At 70.4% G+C, this 19,383-nt stretch carries 14 protein-coding genes; 2 read left to right on the top strand and 12 right to left on the bottom strand.

Annotated features, from left to right (window positions below; genetic code table 11):
- Positions 1-18: 18 nt before the first annotated feature.
- The 7 genes from ACZ7IB_RS14135 to ACZ7IB_RS14105 form a co-directional block, all read right to left on the bottom strand.
- On the bottom strand, positions 19-2,268 hold the full coding sequence (locus tag ACZ7IB_RS14135; protein WP_470912634.1) for a S8 family peptidase: 2,250 nt from the start codon (positions 2,266-2,268) through the stop codon (positions 19-21).
- A gap of 480 nt (positions 2,269-2,748) precedes the next feature.
- Positions 2,749-5,697, bottom strand: a complete 2,949-nt coding sequence (locus ACZ7IB_RS14130) for an ATP-binding protein (protein ID WP_470912631.1) — start codon at positions 5,695-5,697, stop codon at positions 2,749-2,751.
- A gap of 444 nt (positions 5,698-6,141) precedes the next feature.
- The gene (locus ACZ7IB_RS14125) at positions 6,142-6,954 is read right to left on the bottom strand and encodes an ABC transporter ATP-binding protein (protein ID WP_470912628.1); all 813 of its coding nucleotides are present in this window, start codon (positions 6,952-6,954) and stop codon (positions 6,142-6,144) included.
- Complete coding sequence (locus tag ACZ7IB_RS14120) at positions 6,951-7,931, bottom strand: ABC transporter ATP-binding protein (RefSeq protein ID WP_470912624.1); 981 nt, start codon at positions 7,929-7,931, stop codon at positions 6,951-6,953. The genes ACZ7IB_RS14125 and ACZ7IB_RS14120 overlap by 4 nt, the downstream gene beginning before the upstream one ends.
- 5 nt (positions 7,932-7,936) lie before the next feature.
- Positions 7,937-8,824, bottom strand: a complete 888-nt coding sequence (locus ACZ7IB_RS14115) for an ABC transporter permease (RefSeq protein WP_470912621.1) — start codon at positions 8,822-8,824, stop codon at positions 7,937-7,939.
- The gene (locus ACZ7IB_RS14110) at positions 8,821-9,774 is read right to left on the bottom strand and encodes an ABC transporter permease (protein WP_470912619.1); all 954 of its coding nucleotides are present in this window, start codon (positions 9,772-9,774) and stop codon (positions 8,821-8,823) included. Before ACZ7IB_RS14110 ends, ACZ7IB_RS14115 begins: the two co-directional genes overlap by 4 nt.
- The gene (locus ACZ7IB_RS14105) at positions 9,774-11,396 is read right to left on the bottom strand and encodes an ABC transporter substrate-binding protein (protein ID WP_470912919.1); all 1,623 of its coding nucleotides are present in this window, start codon (positions 11,394-11,396) and stop codon (positions 9,774-9,776) included. Before ACZ7IB_RS14105 ends, ACZ7IB_RS14110 begins: the two co-directional genes overlap by 1 nt.
- A 136-nt stretch (positions 11,397-11,532) precedes the next feature.
- Between ACZ7IB_RS14105 and ACZ7IB_RS14100 the strand changes: the two genes are divergently transcribed.
- Complete coding sequence (locus ACZ7IB_RS14100) at positions 11,533-12,582, top strand: LacI family DNA-binding transcriptional regulator (RefSeq protein ID WP_470912614.1); 1,050 nt, start codon at positions 11,533-11,535, stop codon at positions 12,580-12,582.
- 4 nt (positions 12,583-12,586) lie between these two features.
- On the opposite strand, the gene ACZ7IB_RS14095 is transcribed toward ACZ7IB_RS14100, so the two are convergent.
- The 5 genes from ACZ7IB_RS14095 to ACZ7IB_RS14075 form a co-directional block, all read right to left on the bottom strand.
- The gene (locus tag ACZ7IB_RS14095) at positions 12,587-14,221 is read right to left on the bottom strand and encodes an amidohydrolase (protein ID WP_470912610.1); all 1,635 of its coding nucleotides are present in this window, start codon (positions 14,219-14,221) and stop codon (positions 12,587-12,589) included.
- 278 nt (positions 14,222-14,499) lie between these two features.
- A complete protein-coding gene (locus ACZ7IB_RS14090; protein WP_470912608.1) occupies positions 14,500-14,955 on the bottom strand; it encodes a MaoC family dehydratase in 456 nt (151 codons plus the stop codon).
- 45 nt (positions 14,956-15,000) lie between these two features.
- Positions 15,001-16,521: an acyl-CoA synthetase gene (locus tag ACZ7IB_RS14085; protein WP_470912605.1), complete on the bottom strand. Its 1,521-nt coding sequence runs from the start codon at positions 16,519-16,521 to the stop codon at positions 15,001-15,003.
- A gap of 3 nt (positions 16,522-16,524) precedes the next feature.
- Positions 16,525-17,364 carry an amidohydrolase family protein gene (locus tag ACZ7IB_RS14080; RefSeq protein WP_470912918.1) on the bottom strand — a complete coding sequence of 280 codons (840 nt, stop codon included), beginning with the start codon at positions 17,362-17,364 and terminating at the stop codon, positions 16,525-16,527.
- Positions 17,365-17,426: 62 nt separating this feature from the next.
- On the bottom strand, positions 17,427-18,329 hold the full coding sequence (locus ACZ7IB_RS14075; protein WP_470912603.1) for an SDR family NAD(P)-dependent oxidoreductase: 903 nt from the start codon (positions 18,327-18,329) through the stop codon (positions 17,427-17,429).
- A gap of 151 nt (positions 18,330-18,480) precedes the next feature.
- Here ACZ7IB_RS14075 and ACZ7IB_RS14070 point away from each other — a divergent pair, with 151 nt between their 5' ends.
- Positions 18,481-19,383 (top strand): PaaX family transcriptional regulator, encoded by a 903-nt coding sequence (locus ACZ7IB_RS14070; RefSeq protein WP_470912601.1) that lies wholly within the window; start codon positions 18,481-18,483, stop codon positions 19,381-19,383.

The following is a 19,383-nucleotide window of genomic DNA, read 5'->3' as shown; positions in this document are numbered from 1 at the left end:
GGGTAAGGCTTCCGACGGTTACTCCGGTTGCTGGCGTGGGGCGCCCCGGTTTGGAGGATCCGTCGACTCGCCTGCTGCCCCATTGGAGCCGCCCGTCGCCTCGGACTCCTTGGGGGTCGCGACCTTGACCTCCTTGCCCAGCCGGGCATCCAGCGTGATCGTCCGAGCCGCCTTCAGCTCCACCACGGGCTCACCGGCGAGGGTGTAGTCCGTCACCTGGGACGAGGCCTCGTCCCTCGTGTGGACGACACCCATGACGGAGTAGCGTCCCTGCGGCACTGCGACCGTCTTGGTTCCGTCCTGGGGGAAGGCCTGCTGGAAGGCCCCCGTGTCCAGGTTGAACACCGCAAGCTCGCCGGTCGCCGGGTTTCCGTGCCGGTCGATCGTGTTGACCGTGAGGTCGACGGTGGGCGCCCCCTTCGTCGCGCCGACGGTGGTGTGGATCGCGGTGCCGTCGGTCGCGGTGGCGGTGATGACACCGGTGTAGTCATCCAGGTCGCCGAGCTCGGGGTGGAAGGTCACCGTCACGCTCGCGGTGGAGTTCGCCGGGACCGTCACGTCGGTGGCGCCGAGCGTGAACGTGCCGTCCGGCGCGGGCCCGGTCTCCCCGGAAGAGGCCAGTTGGAGCGAGAGCGTGGTGTCCGCCGCGGAGGTGTTCACATAGCTGACCGTCTTGGTGACCGGCGCGCTCTCGGCCGATGCCTTGCCCATGCTGACGACGGCGGGGCTGGAGTAGAACGGGGCGTCGATGGCCTTGGCCACATCGACTCGGCCGTTGCCCTGCTGATAGGCGGTGTACGCGCCCTGCTTGGCGGTGCCGACCAGCACCTGCTTGAGCCGGTCGGCGGTCCAGTCCGGATGGCGCTGAGCGAGGATCGCCGCGGCGCCGGCCACATGCGGGGTGGCCATCGAGGTGCCGCTGGCCGCGGTGTAGTCGGCGTCGACCGGGGTACCCATCGAGGTGCCCGCGGCGCGCGCGGCGACGATGCCCACGCCCGGCGCGGTGATCTCCGGCTTGACCGCGAAGGTCTCCTTGACCGGGCCGCGGCTGGAGAAGTCCGCGAGCTGGTCCTGCTTGGACACCGCGCCGACGGTCAGCGCGGCATCCGCGGCACCCGGAGAGCCCACGGTCGACTTGCCGGGGCCCGTGTTGCCGGCCGCGATGACGAACAGCGAGCCGGAGGACGCGGTGAGCTGGTCGACGGCCTCGCTGAGCGGGTCGGTGCCGTCACTGGGGGCCTCCGAGCCGAGGCTCATGCTGACGACGTCCGCGCCCTGAGCCACCGCCCACTCCATGCCGGCGATGACGGCCGACTGGGGGCCTTCACCGGCGTTGTTGAGGACCTTGCCGATGTACAGGTCGGCGCCCGGCGCCACACCCTTGTACTTGCCGCCCGACGCGGCGCCCGAGCCGGCGATGGTCGAGGCGACATGCGTGCCGTGACCGTGGTGGTCGACCGCGTCGGGGTCGTCGGTGAAGTTCTGCGTCTCCTTCACCCGCCCCGCCACATCAGGGTGGTTGGGGTCGACACCGGTGTCGAGGACGGCCACCTTGGTGCCGGTGCCGTCGTAGCCCCTTGCCCACGCCTCCGGCGCACCGATCTGCGGCACACTCTGGTCCAGCGTCACCTGCACCGGCCGGTCGAGCCAGAGCTTCTTGATGCCGTTGGCAAGCTTCGGTGCCGTCGCCGCGGCGGCGCTGTCGTCGTCGACCGCCTCCCAGAACGTCACCGCCTTCTTCCTGTTCGCGTGCAGTGCCACCGCGTTGGCGCTGGGCAGCTCGTCGTCCTTCACCGAACCGGCCGGCGCGGCCTGCTTGAGCGCCTTGCCCGCCTTGCCCGGCGCGCCCGAGAAGGTCGCCAGCAGCGGCACGGCGGGGCGGTGCGCGTCGTCGTAGCCGTAATCGACCAGCTTGGTGATGTTGAACAGCTCGCGGTCGAGCTCGTTCGCGGCAAGGTACGGCTGCGCCTTGTCCGGGATGACGTAGACCTCGTCGCCCACCTTCATGGTGGAGAACGCCGCCGGGGTGCCGTCGGGCGCGGGCGCGACCGTCGCCGCCTGCAAGCCGTTGGCGTGGCGCTCCAGCGTCACGACCTCGCCCGTGACGAGGGTGATCGTGTGTGCGGCGACGACCGGGCCGTTCTGCTGCGACTGGGTCGGCCGGGTGGCCGGCTTTTCGGCGGCGGCGACGGCGGGGATGCCGAGCGTCCCGGCCACGCAGGCCGTGGCCAGCAGCGCCGTGAGCGCCCGATGTGAGCGGTGTGGCAAGCGCCGGAGTATGGGGATGGTCAGGTGGACCGGGAGCCTGGATGCCCCAGCCGGTGGTGACTGTCTCATGCGGCAATGACCTTTTCTCAGGGGAGAATGCGCGCGGATACTGCGCGGTTGCGGGGATTGCGCATCGCGCCGAATGGCTGCGATGAACGTGGTGGGTGCCGGCCAGTGCTGCTTCGGACCGATCGGTGGTACAGCGCCGGGCGGCGAACGACGCGTCCCGCTGCTGCGCCAGTGACCTGGCACCGGTCGGTCGGCCTGCGGGGTTCGCCCCGGAACCCGGCCTCGTCCAGAAACCAGGAGGGCTGGGCCGGTCGAGGCGATCCGTCAGATTCGACCGTGCGCCAGAAGCCCTGCGGACGCGGGGAGATGAGCGGCGACAGGCGGACGTAATGATTCCATGCCGTTGAGTGTTGTTCGCGCACTGGCTACCGGACGATTGGGCAGATGACCCAATTTTGCTGCCGCGCCCGCCTAACGGTGGCCGCCGGTCCGGCTGTCGACGACGACGCCGCCTTCGACGACCTTCACGGCCAGTGCCGTCCGGGACGACACCTCGAGCTTGCGCATCGCTGCCTCCACGTGCCGCGCGACCGTCTTCGGCGACAGGATGAGGACACCGGCGATCTCCCGGTTGGTCCGGCCTCCGACGAGCAGCCGGACCACGTCGAGCTCACGGGGAGACAGTTGATCGCCGTAGCTTCGTCGTCCACCGTGCCACGACGGACGCTTCACCCCGACACCGGATGCACGCAGTGTGTGCATGACGCGCTCGGCGTCGCCACGAGCGCCGAGGGTGGACAACCCCTGGAAGGTTTCCGTAAGGACGGAGAGAGCCGCATCGGACCGGTCCGCACGCAGCAGACAGCGGGCCTGTCGCTCGCGGCTGAGCAGGGCGTCGTACGGCCGGGGAAGGCCCTGCCACGCGTCGGCCGCACGCGCGAACAGTTCGGCGGCGCTGAGGGGATCGCCTTGATGCTGGGCCAGGATCGCCCTGCAGGTCGACAAGGCGGCGTGCGGGCCTGGTGCGTGGCGATCACGCACTCCCGCCGCGAAAGCGTCGACCAAGTCGCCGGCTTCGTCGATGCGGCCGGCCATGAGTAGTGCCTCGGCCCGGACCGGGGCGAGTTCGGTGGCCCAGATCCAAGTGCCCTTGCGTTCCAGGAACCGGATCGGCTCGTCGGTCAGCTGCAGCACGTCGTCGATCCGCCCGGCGCCGAGCCGGAGCCTGGCCAGGGCGCCGGCAGGTTCGATGGAGTACTCCGCCCCGCCATGTCGGTCCGCCTGTTCAAGGACGAGCCGCAGGCACTCGTCCGCTCTCTCCTGATCACCGCGGGCCGCGTACAGCAAGCCGGTGACCATGGCCGGCGCCAGGCGACTCACCGGCTGCAGGAGTTCCTCGTCACCGGCCAGCGATCCGGCCCGGTCGGCCAGCCCGTCCCAGGCTCCGGTGAGCCAGTCCAGGTGAGCCAGCGTCACCTGCCCGAGCCTACGAAGTTTCCGGTACTGATACGTGTCGGCCAGCCCTGCGGCCAGCGTGAGCACCCGCCTCGCCTCCGGGTACCTCCCCCAGATCAGCGCCATGTGCCCGACGTTGAGTTGGCCGACCGTGATCTGCTGCCTCTCCGCGGCGGTGGACGCGTCATCGGCGATCAACGCCGCCTCTGCCCACCCCTCCTCCTCACCGAGCAGCAAAAGCCCGCTCGCCCGTCCGACCCGGATGCTCAGCCGGTCCCCCGGCGCCATCGAGACCGGCACCTGCGCCACGCGCCGCAGCCACCTGAGGTGTTCGGCCGCCGGCGTCGTCGTCCCGTACGGCAGGCCGAGAAACACCATGGCGCGGGCTGCCTTCGCCGGGTCGTGCCCGAGGTCGGGCAGCGCTCGTTCCATCTCGATCCGGGACTGCTCGAACGCCTCCGTCTGCTGCAGCAGACGGGCGACATGGAAGCGGATCTCCGCCGCCTCGCTCGGCGCCGGCTCACCGGTGTCCAGCACGAGGCGGAGAGTGTCCATCAGTTCGCGGTAGCGTTCGTGTCCGCTGAGCAGACAGAACGGAACCTTGCTGGTCAGCCGGACCACGTCGGCGGGCGGCAGATCGGCGTTGGTGAGCAGATCGTGCAGCAGGATGACCGCCGTAGCGTCGTCACCCGAGGCGAGGGCGAGGTCGGCAGACTGTTCCGCGTACCGGCACCACGCCGTCGTGTCGCCGGCCTCCCGGAAGTGGCGCGCCAGCTGGGCGACCGGGGACGGGGTGGTGCCTTCGAGGACGTGTGCGGCACGCAGGTGCATCGTCCGCCGCTGCGGCACAGGAATCGCCTCGTACACCGCGCGGCACGCCAGCATGTGCCGGAACGAGACCAGCCCGCGCTGGTCCTCCCTCAGCAGCCCCGAACCCACCGCCTCCGCCAGGCCTGCCAGCCTGCTCGCCGGATCGCCTTCCGGAGCCATCACCTCGACGACGGCGTCCTCGGGGGCGGGGTCGGTGAGTACGGCGGCCGTGCGCAACGCCGCCTGCGCCGCCGGGCCGAGCCGTGCGCCGCGTTCCAGTACGACGTCCCGCACCGTCGGCGGTACGTCGATCTCACTCAGTCGCTGCCGCACCCAGGAATCATCCCGCCGGGTCGGGTCGGCGCGGTTCCACATCAGCCGGACGGACTCCTCGACCGCGAGCGGAAGCCCGTCGGTCCGGTCGTGCAGGATGGTCGCGAACTCGTCGGAAACCCGTTCCCCACCCAGCATCGAGGACACCATCGCGGCAGTCCCGGGGACATCCAACGGCTCCAACGACAGCCGCAGCCGCGCCGCACCCGCCGGTTGCCGCGACGACAACCGCAGCAGCAGAGAGTCCGGCGCGACTTCCTCCGGGCGGTAGCTCACCAGCAGACTGACCTGTTGTCGCGGACGTGATGCCAGGAACAGCAGGAACTCCAGGGTGGCCTCATCTGCCCAGTGCACGTCCTCAACCGCGAGCAACCCGATCCCGAGCCGTTCGAGGATCTCCTCGATGGCCCGGAACAGTCGGTGTCGTGCCGCTGCTGCGTCTTCGGCCGGGTCGGGTGTGGGCGGCAACGCCGATGCCCACTCGGGGAACAACGGCCGGAGCGCCCCCGCCAGCCCGCTCAGGCCGAGCCGGGCGACGTCCTCGGTCGCCGGCCGGATCGCGTCCACCACCGGCCCGAGCGTGAAAGGCTGTCGAACAGCCGGGCAGGCCGCGAGCAGCACCTGCTGCCGGGCCGGGGCATGCGCCGCGAGTAGCTCCTGGACCAGTCGGCTCTTACCGATCCCGGCCTCGCCCTCGATCAGCACGACCACCGGCGGGTCGGACAACGCCGCTCTCAAAGCGGCGAGTTCGCGCTCGCGTCCGACCAAGCCTGGTGAGGCGATCGCCGGCAGGTCGCGTGTGTCGGGATCGCTGGCAGACATTCGCCCCACCGTGGGAGACAGACGACGGCGTGCCCGAACCGTCGTGTGGTCCGGGAACAACATGATCAGAGGTTACAAGGCGGGGCGTCGGGCGGATAGGCCATGTCTGCGGGCGTGGTGTAAAAGACGATCACTGTGGAGTGCTGCTCTCCATCCGAGCCCACTCCGTATCGGACAGCTCACCCCGCCCCATACATACGAGGGTGAACGATCCACGATGCAGGCCGGGAACCGTAAATCGTTCGGTGTAACTCCCATCAAAGGAAGATGCGTCGATGACCGGCGACAACATGACCGAGGCCGAATCTGGTGAGGCGGCCGAGCCGCAGCCGACGCGGGCCGCGAATGACCGACTCATCGACGAGTTGGCCGGCCGCGCCCAGGCCGAGGGCCTCCAGGTGAAGTTGAGGGGCGCCGCGGTGTCCGGGGCTCGGAACGGGTTGGTCAACCGAGGGAGCGGCGGGCGGCTGCGGCGTCGGCGGGGTTCCAGCCGCGTCGGGGGACTGAGCTGAGCAGCAGGCGTGTGTAGGGGTGATGAGGCGCGTCCAGGATCCCGGCCGTAGGGCCCGCCTCCACCACCTGTCCCTCCTTGAGGACCATCACCTCGTCGGTGATGTGCCGGACGACGGCGAGGTCATGGGTGACGAAGAGGAAGCCGATGCCGACCTCGCGCCGGATGGTGCCCAGGAGTTCGAGGACCTGCGCCTGAATGGACACGTCCAAGGCCGCCACGGCCTCGTCGAGGACGAGGACGCGCGGTTCGGCGGCCAGCGCGCGGGCGATCGCCACGCGCTGGCGCTGGCCGCCGGACAGCTTGCCGGGCAGGGCGGCCGCCTCCCGTTCGCCGAGCCCGACCTGGTCGAGGAGTTCGGCGACGCGCTCCCGCCGGGCCGTCGTCTCCATCGGGAAGTGGAGGCGCAGGACCTCCTCGACGCACCGGCCCACGGTCACCCGCGGATCGAGGGACAGGTACGGATCCTGGAAGACCATCTGGATCTCGCGTGCGCGGGCGAGCCGCTCGGCTCTGCCCCGGGCGGGCGCCGAGCGGTCACGACCACCGATGCGGATGGTGCCGCCGTCGGGGCGCTCCAGGCCGACGAGCATCCGCACCGTCGTGGTCTTGCCGCTGCCGGATTCGCCGACGATGCCGAGGGAGGCCCCCGGTGACAGGGTGAAGGACACGTCCTCCACCGCCGTGTGGTCTCCGTACCGCTTGCGCAGTCTCTGAACGACGAGTTCCTCGGTCGCCCCGGTCACAGTTCGATCCCTTCGTCGGCGCGGTGGCACGCGGCGAGTCCGTCGCCGTGGTCCGCAAGTTCGGGCGTCTCCTCAAAACAGCGCGGCTGCGCATGGGCGCAGCGCGCTGCGAAGGCGCACCCCGGTGGGGCCTCGGCGAGGGAGACGGGTCGGCCCGGGATGGGGCGTGGGGCGGCGGCTGCGGCCTCGATACGGGGCGTGCAGGCGAGGAGTCCCGCCGTGTACGGGTGGCGTGGACGGTCGAACAGCGCGTCGGTGCCGCTGGTTTCGACGATCCGGCCCGCGTACATGACGTACACGCGGTCGCAGATCGCCGAGGCCAGTTCGAGGTCGTGGGTGACGAAGAGCATTCCGGTGCCGCGTGCGGCCTGGAGGCGAGTGAGGATCGCGATGATCTCCGCCTGGGTGGTGACATCGAGGGCCGTGGTCGGCTCGTCGGCGACCAGCAGAGCGGGCTCGCCCGCGAGGGCAGCCGCAATGACCACGCGCTGGAGCATCCCGCCGGAGAACTGGTGCGGGTAGCGGCGCAGCGCGCCCCGCGGATCGCGGATGCCCACCGCGTCGAGGAGTTCCTCGGCCCGGTTCTCGGCCGCGGCGGCGGGGGTGCCCGCCCCGCGCAGTCCCTCGGTGAGGAAGTCGCCTACGCGGCGCAGCGGGTTCACGGACGCGCGCGGGTCCTGGAAGATCATCGCAACCTGTCTGGCGCGCAGCCCGGCCAGTTCGGCGCGGTTCATGGTCAGGACGTCGCGGCCCGCGACCCGCACCTCACCACTCGTTCGCGCCCGAGGCGGCAGCAGCCCGAGCACGCTGCGGCACGCGACCGACTTGCCCGAGCCGGATTCGCCGACCAGGCCGACGGTCTCGCCGGCCTCGACCCGCAGCGTGACGCCGTCGAGGATGGGCCGGGCCGCCTGCTCGCCGGGCAGACGGACGCCGAGCCCGTCGATCTCCAGCGCCGGGGTTTCGTACTCGGTCATGGGACTCACCGCTCCCGCTTCGCGATTCGGTCGGCGAGCCCTTCGCCGACGATGCCGAAGGCGACCACGGCGAGGACGATGCACGCGGACGGTGCGAGCGCCGGCAGCATCGCCCCCTGCTGGATCGCCGACTGGCCTTCGTTGATCATGGCTCCCCAGTCGGCCGTGGGCGGCTGCACCCCGAACCCGAGGAAGGACAGCGCGGCGAGATCCATCAGTACGTAGCCGAAGTTCATCGCGGACTGCGCGAACACGGTCGGCGCGATGTTCGGCAGCAGATGACGCAGGCAGATCGTCCAGCCCGACCAGCCCTGCACGCGGTAGGACTCGATGTAGGCGCGGGCCTTCTCCTGGCGGGCGATACCTCGGACCAGGCGTCCGACGTACGGGGTGTAGGCCACGGCCATGGCGATCACGGGCGCGGTCATGCCCGAGCCGAGGACAGCTACCAGGAGGATGGCCAGCAGCAGTCCGGGGATCGCGAAGGCCAGGTCCATCGACCGGGACAGCAGGGCATCGGCCCAGCCACCGCGCCAGGCGGCGACCATGCCGACGAGCGTGCCCAGGAGGGTCGAGGCGCCGACCACGAGGAGCGGTCCGAGCAGGCCCGTGCGCGCGCCGTGGATGAGCCTCGACAGGATGTCCCGGCCCGACTGGTCGGTGCCGAGGAGATGGTCACCGCTGGTGCCCGTCAGGCTGGCCGACAGGTCGAGCACGTCGGGGTCGTACGGTGCGAGCACGGGGGCGAGGACGGCGATCAGGACGAGCACCGCGAGCACGGCGACGCCTGCCGCGAACAGTGGGCCCTGGCTGAGAACCCGCAGTCCGCGCAGGCCCCGGCGGCGGCGCAGCGCATCCGGGGAGGGGGACGCGGGGGAGATGGCGGTGGTCATCGGGAAGCCTCCCCGTAGAGGGACAGCCGGGGATCGACAAGCGGCACGAGCAGGTCGACGATCAGGTTGACAAGGACGAACGCCGCCACGCTGAGCAGGGTGATCGCCTGAACGACGGCGAAGTCCTTGGCTGTCACCGCCTGCACCAGCAGGGAGCCGATACCGGACACGTTGAACGCGGTTTCGACGATCGAGGTGCTGATCAGCAGGCCGGCGAGCATGGTGCCGCCGACGGTGACGATGGGGCCCAACGCGTTGCGCAGCACATGCCGACGGACCACGGCGCCTCCCGCGACCCCGCGGGCGCGGGCCACCTCGACGTGTTCGCGCCCGAGTTCGTCGAGCATCGCTGACCGGGTGACCCGGGCCAGCAGCCCGGCGAATGTGATCGCCAGGGCGAAGGCGGGCAGCGTCAGATGGTAGAGGCGGTCGCCGAGGCCCTCGGGAGTGCCACCGGGCCCGGGAAACCAGCCCAGTTGGACGGAGAAGAGCGAGACGAGCGCGATGGCGCTGACGAACGAGGGAGTGGCCGTGGTGACGCCGGTGCCGAGGAGCACGGCGCGGTCCACCGCCCCGGGGCGCAGGGCTGCCATGATGCCGCCCGTCACGCCGAGGACTGCGACCAGCAGCGCCGCGTAGCCGACGAGCAGCGCGGTGCCCGGCAGGCGGGAGACGATGAGGGAGCCGACGTCCTGGTGGAACTGGGTCGAGCGGCCGAAGTCGCCCTGCAGGACGCCGCCGAGCCACTTCGCGTACTGGACCGGCAGCGGGTCGTCCAAGTGGTACTGCGCACGCAACGCCGCGACCGCGTCCGGGGTCGCGGGACGGCCGTGGAGCAGGAAGGTCACCGGGTCGCCCGGCGCGAGATGCACGGTGCCGAAGACGATGAGCGAGGTGACGAGCAGCACCACCGCCAGTCCGCCGAGGCGGCTCATCAGATAACGCGTCATTACTGCGCGGCCCCGATCGTCGCGGCCCATGGGTAGTACAGCTGGGCGATGCCGGTCGGGGCACCTGACACCCGGCTGCCGAGGAAGACCGAGTAAGGGGCTTCGTACAGCGGGATGATCGGGAGCTCGCGCACGGCGATGCGCTGGAGTTCGGCGGTCAGGTCCGCGCGGCGCGCCCCATCGGGCTCCGCGTTCGCCTTGTCGAAGATGGCGTCGAACTCGGCGTTCGACCAGTTGCCGTAGTTGCCGAAGTCACCCGTGCGCAGGTACTGATAGAACTCCAGCGGGTCGGGCGTGTTGTCGTACCCGTTGGTGATGACGAGGTCCAGTCCCTTACGGGCGCTGGCGTCGACGAAGACGCTGGTGTACGCCTCCGGGGCAACGGACTTCAGCTGGACGTCGAGGCCGATCTGTTTGCCGGCGGCCTGGACGGCATTGGCCACGACGCTGATCTCCGGGGCGAGCGAGCTGGTGACGAGGGTGACCTTGCGCCCCGTGGCACCGGCCTCGGAGATCAGCTTCTTCGCGCCGGCCACGTCGTACACGGGCTCGGGCAGCGCCTTGAAGAAGTCGTCGGCCTTCTCGGGCGCCAGCGCCCACGCGTCACGCGCAGCGGGCGCCTTCGAGGAAGTGCCGATGCCGCCGGCGGCAGCCTTGATGATGTTCTTGCGGTCGAGGGCCATGGAGAGGGCCTGGCGGACCTTGAGGTCTCCGAGCGGGCCCTTGAGGTCGAGCACGGCGAGATCGGCGGCCCCGGTGTTGGGGCCGAAGTACACCTTGCCCTTGGAGCTGGTGCGCAGCTGGGCGAGGGAGGAGGAGGGCACCAGGTAGCCGCCGTCGGCCGTGCCGGACAGGAAGGCGTTGGTGCGGGCGGACGGGTCCTCGATGAAGGTGAATCTCACGGTGTCGGTCTTGGGCGACAGCGACCGGTCCCAGTAAGCGGTGTTCTTCTTCAGGGTGATGCTGTCGCCCTGGGCCCAGCTGTCGAGCGCGTAGGGGCCGGTGCAGTTGACCTTGCCCTTGGGGCCGCCGTAGTCCTTGCCGGCCTTGGCCAGGAAGGCGGCGCTCTCGACGGTGCCGGGGGAGGCCGCCATGAGTTCGTTGAGGAGCACGTCGGGCTTGTTGAGCCGGATCGTCACCTCCAGCGGGCCGCTCTTCTTGATGGAGGCGACGTTCTTGAAGGTCGAGCCCCACGGGGAGCCGGTGGCCGGATCCATGTGGCGCTTGAGGGAGGCGACCACGTCGTCCGCCGTCATGGTCGATCCGTCGTGGAACTTCACACCCGGTCGAAGGGTGTACACCCAGGTCTTCGGGTCCGGGTTCGCGTACTTCACGGCCAGCCCGGGTTCGATCTTCATGTCGGGGGTGACCCGCAACAGCTGCTCGCACACGTTGGCGAGCACGGTGTTCGGCGGGTAGTCGTAGGCGAGGGCGTAGTCGAGCGTGTAGGGCTCGGCGTACAGCGACCAGGTGAAGGAGTCGAGGGAGCCCTTCGCCGCCGGGGAGTTCGGGGTGACGGTGTAGGCGGGGGCGCCGCCGGGCCGGGACCCGGTCGCGCCGGAGCAGCCGGCGGTGGCCGTGACGACGGCGGAACAGACAAGCAGCGCGGTGGCTCTGGACATGCGCAAGGAGACCCACCCCTTTACGGGTGTAGTGACGGGCGCTGGGGGATGGAGCGAGTATTGATGCGGGAACGTTCCCGCGCAAGACTTTGCGGGAACGGTTTTGCTGAGGTCGCGAGGGTGGCAGCATCAGTGCATGACCTCAGCTCCCCAACGCGGCGGCCACACTTCGCGAACTGCCCCGCCCCGCGTCCGTCTCGTCGATGTCGCCCGAGAGGCGGGCCTCTCCAAGACCACCGTCTCGGCGGCCCTCAACGGCACGGGACGGCTCTCGCCGGCCGTGCGGGAGAAGGTCAGGGAGACTGCGCGCAGGATGGGATACCGGCCCAACGCCACCGCCCGGCAGCTGCGTGCGGGGCGGGCCCCGCTGATCGGTTACGTCGTGGGGGAGTTCGCGGGGACCCCGTGGACGTATCTGGAGTCGCCGTACTTCGCCCAGCTGACCGGCGCCACGGCGGCTTCCGCGCTCAAACACGGATACGCCCTGGTGATGCTGCCCGCGGGATCGCTGCACAGCGAGTGGGCCGACCTGCCGCTCGAAGCGGTGATAGTTGCCGATCCGGTCGCCGACGACCGGGTGGTGGAGGATCTGCTTGCCGCCCGTATCCCCGTCTTCAGCGACGGATCGGTGGACGGCAGACCTGGAGCGCGCTGGGTGGACGTCGATGCCGAGGAGGCGGTCCGCGAAACCCTGGAACATCTGGCATCGCAGGGCGCACGGCGGACGGCGCTCGTGCTGCCCGACAGCACCACCCGCTTCCACCGGAAGGTGCTGGCCGCCTACCGGGGCTGGTGTGCCGTACGTGGCGACACGCCCCGGGTGACCTTCGTCGCCGACGCCGGAAACGGCCCGGCGGTCCGGGCCGTGGAGAGCGCGCTGACGGCCGCTGAGCGGCCCGACGCCCTCTTCGTGGTGGCGGAGCTGAGCCCGCCACTCGTCCTGGAGGCGGCACGCCGCCACGGCTACGACGTACCCGGCGACCTTCTCGTGGTGTGTGTGAGCGAGGACGATACGGCCGAACACACGGAACCTCCGATCTCGACGCTGAGCCTTCAGCCCCGGAAAATCGCCGAGGCCGGGACCGAACTCCTCGTCGCCGCTCTGGAGAACGGCGACGAAGAGCCTTCGGGCGTGCTCGTGCCGACGCGCCTGCTGGTCCGGGAGTCCTCGCGGCGGCCGTCTTAGGCCCTCAGGCGGAGTGCACCAGTGAGCCGCCGACGTAGGTGCGCAGGACCTGGGCCTCGGCGATCTCCTCCGGGGGCAGGGTGAAGATGTCCCGGTCCAGCACCACCAGGTCGGCCAAGTGGCCGGGGAGCAGACTGCCGGTGTCGTCGAGCCCGTTCACATGTGCCGAGCCGGCGGTGTAGGCGGCCACCGCGGTGGCGAGGTCGAGGCGCTGCTCCGGCAGGAAGACCCGACCGTCGGTGGCCTCGGGCTCCATCCGGTTCACCGCGACATGGATTCCGGCGATCGGATCGGGGCTGCTGACGGGCCAGTCGCTGCCCGCGGCCAGGGTGGCTCCGGCGCGCAGCAGGGAGCCGAACGGGTACTGCCAGGAGGCCCGTTCGGGTCCGAGGAAGGGGATCGTCAGCTCGTCCATCTGGGGTTCGTGTGCGGCCCAGAGCGGCTGGATGTTGGCGATGGCGCCGAGCCGTGCGAAGCGATCCAGATCGTCGGGGTGGACCACCTGGAGGTGGGCGAGATGGTGGCGGTTGCCACGCCGCCCATGGGCCTCGACGGCTGCCTCGACCGCGTCCAGGGCCTCGCGCACCCCCCGGTCGCCGAGCGCGTGGAAGTGGACCTGGAAGTCGTGGGCGTCGAGCTCGGTGACGTACGAGCGCAGGGCGACGGGGTCGACGAAGCTCAGACCGGAGTTGGCGGTGGCGCAGCCGCAGCCGTCGAGGTAGGGGGTGGTCATGGCTGCCGTGAAGTTCTCGGCGATGCCGTCCTGCATGATCTTCACCGCACGGGCCCGGAACCGCCCGTGGCTCAACTGCTCCCGCTGGGACAGCAGCTCGGGGATCTGCTCGGCCCCCCGCTCGCGGTCCCACCACAGGGCCCCGGTCACCCGGGCGGTGAGCGTGCCTTCACGGGCGGCTGTCATATAGGCGTCGGACGGGTCCGGCTTGCCGCCGAACACGCCCAGCAGAGCGTCCTGCCAGCCGGTGACACCGAGGGAATGCAGCAGCTTCTGGGCCCGCAGCAGACCGGCGAGGCGGTCCGCCGGTGTGCTCGGCGGCACGATCCGGGAGACCAGGGCGGTGGCGCCCTCCTGCAGCATGCCGCTCGGGGTGCCGTCCGGCTCGCGCTCGATCCGGCCGTCGAAGGGATCGGCGGATTCCCGGGTGAGACCGGCCAGTTCGAGTGCCCGGGTGTTGGCCCAGGCGCCGTGGTGGTCGCGGTTGGCCAGAAGGACCGGGCGGTCCGGGATCACCGAGTCGAGGAGCTGCCGGGTGGGCAGTCCGCCGTCGAAGCTCTCCATGGACCAGCCGCCGCCCGTGATCCACGAGCGGTCCGGGTGCGCGTCGGCGTAGGAGCGTATGAGGGTGAGGTATTCCTCGACGCCCACCGTGCCGGTCAGATCGCACTCGGCCAGTTCCATTCCGCCGAACACGGCGTGGATGTGGGAGTCCTGGAATCCGGGGAGCAGCAACTTGCCCTGGAGATCGATGACTTCGGTGTCCGGGCCGATCAGTTCGCGCACCTCGTCATGGCCGACGGCGGTGATGCGCTCCCCGGTGACGGCCAGGCTGCTTGCCCGGGTGCGCGCGGGATCGCCGGTGTGGATGGGGCCACGGGTGAAGATCAGATCGGGCTTGGCCATGAGGTGCTCCAAGGCGAGAGGGAGGGATGTGTCGAACGGTCATGCAACCGAGGTGCCCATTTACATGTCAACGCTGTTGTCGTAAGACTGTGTCCGGCGAGGGGTTCGAGGAGTGGCGGGGCGCAGGCGGCCGCAGGGCGCCGTGTGCGGGACAGCGGCTGCACCGTCGCCCCTGAGCTCATGCTCTACGCGGCGGCATGGCTGCCGGGGAGCGACGGTGAGGGGGCGAGCCCGAGGGTGGCGGCTTCGGTGGGCGCCCCTCGGGCTCGTCGTGCGACTCAGGCGTAGAACCTGTACACCGCCTGGGCGACGCAGGCGGGCTTCGCCGAGCCGTCGATCTCCACGGTCAGGTCGACGACGACCTCGACCCCGCCCTGGACCTCTTCCGCGGACACGACCTGGCCGTGGGCGCGGACCTTCGCGCCGACCCGCACGGGAGAGGGGAAACGGACCTTGTTCAGACCGTAGTTGACGGCCATCGAGACGCCCTCGACCCGCAGCAGTTCGCTCCACAGGGGGATCAGGAGGGAGAGGGTGAGGTAACCGTGGGCGATGGTCCCGCCGAAGGGGCCGTCCTTGGCGCGCTCGACATCGGTGTGGATCCACTGGTGGTCGCCGGTGGCGTCGGCGAAGGTGTTCACGCGCGGCTGGAGGATCTCCAGCCAGCCGCTGTGGCCGAGATCGGCTCCGGCCTGGGCCTTGATCTCGTCGATTCCGTTGACTGTGAGGGGCATGGGGTACTCCCGGGTGCTGAGAGGGATTCAGTCGATGAGGGGCGGTCAGTCGCCGAATTCGGACCGGATGACGCCCTTGAGCAGCTTTCCGGTGGCGTTGCGCGGCAGCATTGTGCCGCGCAGGAGGCGAAAGGTCCGGGGAATCTTGTAGCGGGCCAGCCGGCCGTTCAGATGGGCGAGGAGTTCAGTCTGCGTCGCGGTGGAGCCCGGAGAGAGGACGACCACGGCCCGGCCGACCTCGCCCCACTTGGAGTCGGGCACGCCGAAGACCGCGCATTCGATGACGTCCGGATGTTCGAGGAGCGCGTCCTCGGCCTCGGCGGGGTAGATGTTCTCTCCACCCGAGATGATCATGTCCTTGAGGCGGTCGACCAGATGCACATAGCCGTATGCGTCGACCAGCGCCACGTCGCCGGAACGGAACCAGCCGTCCTCGGTGAAGACCGCGCGGCTCTCCTCCGGAAGATTCCAGTAGCCGGGCGTGACGTTCGGGCCCGAGACGACGACCTCGCCCTTCTCGCCCGGTGCCGTGTCCTCGCCCGCCGCGTTCCGGACGCGGACATCCGTGAAGAAGTGCGGTACCCCGGCCGATCCGACGCGGTCGAGGGAGTCGGCGCGGTCCAGTACGAGTGCCCCGGGCGAGGTCTCCGTCATCCCGTACCCCTGGACGAACGCCAGTCCGCGCTCCAGATAGGCGCGCGCGGTGCGGGCGGGGACGGGTGCCCCGCCGCAGAGGAGGGTCCGCAGGCTCGACAGGTCGGCGGTGTCCCAGCCCGGCGCCGAGGCCATCGCGTCGTACATGGTCGGAACCCCGAACAGACAGCTGACACGGTGCTGTTCCACCAGCCCAAGCGTGCGGTCCGGATCGAAGGAGGACTCCAGCAGGACCGTGCCGCCCTTGAGCAGGGTGGGCAGGGCGGTCATGTTGAGGGCCGCCGTGTGGAAGAGGGGCGCGCTGACGAGCGCGACCTCCTCGCCGGACAGGTCGGTGTCGACGAGGACGTTGACGCTGTTCCAGATGATGTTGCCATGGGTCAGGACGGCGCCCTTCGCCCTGCCCGTGGTGCCCGAGGTGTACATGATCAGGCAGGGCTCCTCATGCCCCACCTCCTCATCGATCTCCTTTGCCGAGGCGGCGGCGATCGTCTCCTCGTAGGCGAGTCCCGGACCGGCCGTCACAGCGATCAGCGTCGCGAGACCGGCCCGGTCCGCGAGCTCCGCCATGTCGGCGGCCGGCCGGTGGGCGTGGACCAGGACGCGGCTGCCGGAGTCGGTGATCTGGTGCACCAGTTCGGGCATGGTGAGACGGGAGTTCAGCGGCACGAAGACAGCCCCGAGTTGCCCCGCCGCGAAGAGGGCCTCCAGGAAGGCCGGATGGTTCGGGCCGAGGAAGGCCACCCGGTCCCCGCGTTCGACTCCTGCGTCACGCAGGGCATGGGCCAGCCGTGTGCAGCGGTCGTGCAACTCCCCGTAGGTGAGGCCGTGACCCTCGTGGACGAGGGCGGGGCGGCGCGGCGTCTTGCGATTGCGCCGGGCGGTCCAGGAGCCGATGCCCTGATTGCGCATGACTCACTCCTCCGTCAGGCCGAGCAGCCGGGCCGCGTTCTCCTTGAGGATCTTCGGACGCACCTCGTCCTTGACCGGCAGCTTCGCGAAGTCGGCGAGCCAGCGGTCGGGGGAGAGCAGCGGGTAGTCGGACCCGAACAGCACCTTGTCCCGCAGCAGGCTGTTGGCGTACCGCACGAGCTGTGGCGGGAAGTACTTCGGCGACCAGCCCGACAGATCGATGTACACCTCCGGCTTGTGCGTGGCCACGGCGAGAGCCTCGTCCTGCCAGGGGAAGGACGGATGGGCGAGGATGATCCGCATCCCGGGGAAGTCGGTGGCGACGTCGTCGACGTCCAGCGGATTCGAGTACTTCAGCCGGATGCCGCCGCCTCCGGGCGCCCCCGCGCCGATGCCGGTCTGCCCGGTGTGGAAGACGGCGATCGCGCCGGCCTCCTCTATGGCCTCGTACAGCGGGTACGCCATGCGGTCATTGGGGTGGAACGCCTGGATGTTGGGGTGGAACTTGAATCCCCGTACCCCGTACTCGGCGACCAGCCGGCGGATCTGGCGCACGGCGGCCCTGCCCTTGTGCGGATCGACCCCCGCGAACGGGATGATCACGTCCGGGTGCTCCCGGGCCGATTCGGCGATCTCCTCATTCGGTACGGGTACGGTGCCGGTGGCCGACTCCGCGTCGACCGTGAAGACCACACAGGCCATCCTCCGCTCGCGGTAGTACGCGGCGATCTCCGGCAGGGTGGGGCGGCGGTGCTCCGCCTTGAAGTACGTGCCGGCGGCGCTGTCCAGTTCGGCGGAGAGCGAGGTCGTGCCCCGCGTGGACACCTCGGCGTGGACGTGCATGTCGATGGCGGTGAGCTCGGCCGTGTTCGGCCCACGGGTGCCGCTGGTGGCCGTGGTGCCCGTCACAGCTGCGGCGCCGGGATGCCGTAGGTCTGCTCGGAGCGGGCGAAGGCACTCGGCCAGGCCGCCGCGACAGCGTCCGCGCTCCAGCCGCCGTCGGTGTAGGCCACGGCGACCTCCTGCGGGTGCGACCAGAGCGCGAGCTTGTCGCCGCCGACGCCGATGCACTGACCGGTGATGCCGGCCGAGGCGTCCGAGGCGAGAAAGGCTACGAGGCCGGCCACGTCCTCGGGGGTGCCGAATCCCTCGCCCTTGCGCAGGCTGTCGGGGAACGCGGTGCCCTCCAGCTCCAGCGCCTCGACGTGCGGGGCGAAGGCCGGAATGGTCTTCGTCATCGCGGTGGCGGCAACCGGTATGACCGCGTTGGCGGTGATTCCGGCGCGAGCCAGCTCCAGCGCCCAGGTGCGCACCATGGCGGCGATTCCGGCTTTGGCAGCCGCGTAGTTGGTCTGCCCGAAGTTGCCGCGCTGACCCGCGGGGGAGCCGGCGACGATCACACGTCCGCCTTCGCCCTGTTCCCGCATCCGTGCGACAGCGGCCCGGACGCAGGTGAACGTGCCCCGCAGGTGTACCTGGACCACCGTGTCGAAGTCGTCGTCCGACATCTTCCACAGCACCTTGTCGCGCAGGACGCCGGCGTTGGTGACGATCGCGTCCAGGCGGCCCCAGCTGTCGACAGCCCGGGAGACCAGAGCATCGGCGGCCTCGGTGGAGCCGACGGGCACCACCTCCGCGACCGCGCGTCCGCCGTCGGCGGTGATCTGTTCCACGGCCGCGGTGGCGGCCTTCGCGTCCACGTCGTTGACGACGACGGCCGCGCCCGAGGCGGCGAGTGAGCGGGCGTAGGCCAGACCCAGACCGCGGCCGCTGCCGGTCACGACGGCGACCTTGCCGGAGAGATCCATGCTGCTTCCTTTCGTGAAGGCCGGTGCGCGGGTGCGGGAAGGGCGACCACAGCGGAGACCGGCGGCCCCAAAGCTAGGCAAAATTCAAACGACGGTCAACAGAGTGCCGAATAATTATCTCCGAGAGCAGCGCGGCGCCTACGCTGTCCCCGTGACCCGACCCCACTCGCCCCAGGAATCGATGGACGCCGCCGAGGGCGGCGCATCTGCCAGGCCGCAGTCGCTGATGATGAGCTTCTTCGGTATCCACGTGCTCGGCCGTGACATCGCGCTCTCTTCGGCGTGCGTCATCGACGCCTTCGCCCGTGTGCGGGTGGGCGAGGATGCCGTCCGCTCGACGTTGACGCGCATGGTCGGCCGCGGTCTGCTGGAGCGGCATCGGCGAGGACGCCGCATGTACTTCTCGCTCACGGAACGCGCGGCCGCTGTCCTCTCCGACGGGCAGGAGCGGATCTGGCGCGACGGAGCCGTCAATCGGGAGTGGGACGGCACTTGGACCCTGGTCGGTTTCTCGCTGCCGGAGTCCAGGCGCCGTGAGCGGCACGACCTGCGCTCGCGCCTGGTGTGGGCCGGATTCGGCCCTGTGCAGAGCGGCCTGTGGGTTGCGCCGCGCCGAGTCGACGTCGCCCCGCTGGCGGCGGAGCTCGGGTTGGAGGACCGTATCAGGGCCTTCCACGGCCAGGCCGCGCCGCCGACCGAGGCCGGGTCTCTGTTGCACGCCGCATTCGACGTGGACGCGATCGCCACCGGCTACCGGTCCTTCATTGATCGGTGGGGTGGCTCCGCTCCGCCGGGTGGAGCGGCGGACGACATGGCGCTGCAGCTTCTGCTGCACACCGACTGGCTGGAACTCGTGCGCGACGCCCCCTATCTGCCCGCCGAGCACTTGCCCGAGGGCTGGCCGGCCGCGCGCGCCGAGGAGCTCTTCCGTGAGTTGGCGCGGCGGTACGAGCCCGGTGCGTCGCGGATCGCGGACGAGATGCTGGACCGGATCGACCTGGCCGACGGAGCCGTGACCGAGGGGGCCGGGGGCGACGAGCCGGGGGGCGGCTGA

Source organism: Streptomyces sp. NPDC037301 (genome assembly GCF_055602785.1).
This window is presented reverse-complemented; position numbering and strand designations above follow the sequence as displayed.

Excerpts from the sequence above, each read along its gene's own strand:
- ACZ7IB_RS14130 (WP_470912631.1), bottom strand. The coding sequence starts at position 5,697 with ATGTCTGCCAGCGATCCCGACACACGCGACCTGCCGGCGATCGCCTCA.
- ACZ7IB_RS14120 (WP_470912624.1), bottom strand. The coding sequence starts at position 7,931 with ATGACCGAGTACGAAACCCCGGCGCTGGAGATCGACGGGCTCGGCGTC.
- ACZ7IB_RS14115 (WP_470912621.1), bottom strand. The coding sequence starts at position 8,824 with ATGACCACCGCCATCTCCCCCGCGTCCCCCTCCCCGGATGCGCTGCGC.
- ACZ7IB_RS14110 (WP_470912619.1), bottom strand. The coding sequence starts at position 9,774 with ATGACGCGTTATCTGATGAGCCGCCTCGGCGGACTGGCGGTGGTGCTG.
- ACZ7IB_RS14105 (WP_470912919.1), bottom strand. The coding sequence starts at position 11,396 with ATGTCCAGAGCCACCGCGCTGCTTGTCTGTTCCGCCGTCGTCACGGCC.
- ACZ7IB_RS14100 (WP_470912614.1), top strand. The coding sequence starts at position 11,533 with ATGACCTCAGCTCCCCAACGCGGCGGCCACACTTCGCGAACTGCCCCG.
- ACZ7IB_RS14095 (WP_470912610.1), bottom strand. The coding sequence starts at position 14,221 with ATGGCCAAGCCCGATCTGATCTTCACCCGTGGCCCCATCCACACCGGC.
- ACZ7IB_RS14090 (WP_470912608.1), bottom strand. The coding sequence starts at position 14,955 with ATGCCCCTCACAGTCAACGGAATCGACGAGATCAAGGCCCAGGCCGGA.
- ACZ7IB_RS14085 (WP_470912605.1), bottom strand. The coding sequence starts at position 16,521 with ATGCGCAATCAGGGCATCGGCTCCTGGACCGCCCGGCGCAATCGCAAG.
- ACZ7IB_RS14080 (WP_470912918.1), bottom strand. The coding sequence starts at position 17,364 with ATGCACGTCCACGCCGAGGTGTCCACGCGGGGCACGACCTCGCTCTCC.
- ACZ7IB_RS14075 (WP_470912603.1), bottom strand. The coding sequence starts at position 18,329 with ATGGATCTCTCCGGCAAGGTCGCCGTCGTGACCGGCAGCGGCCGCGGT.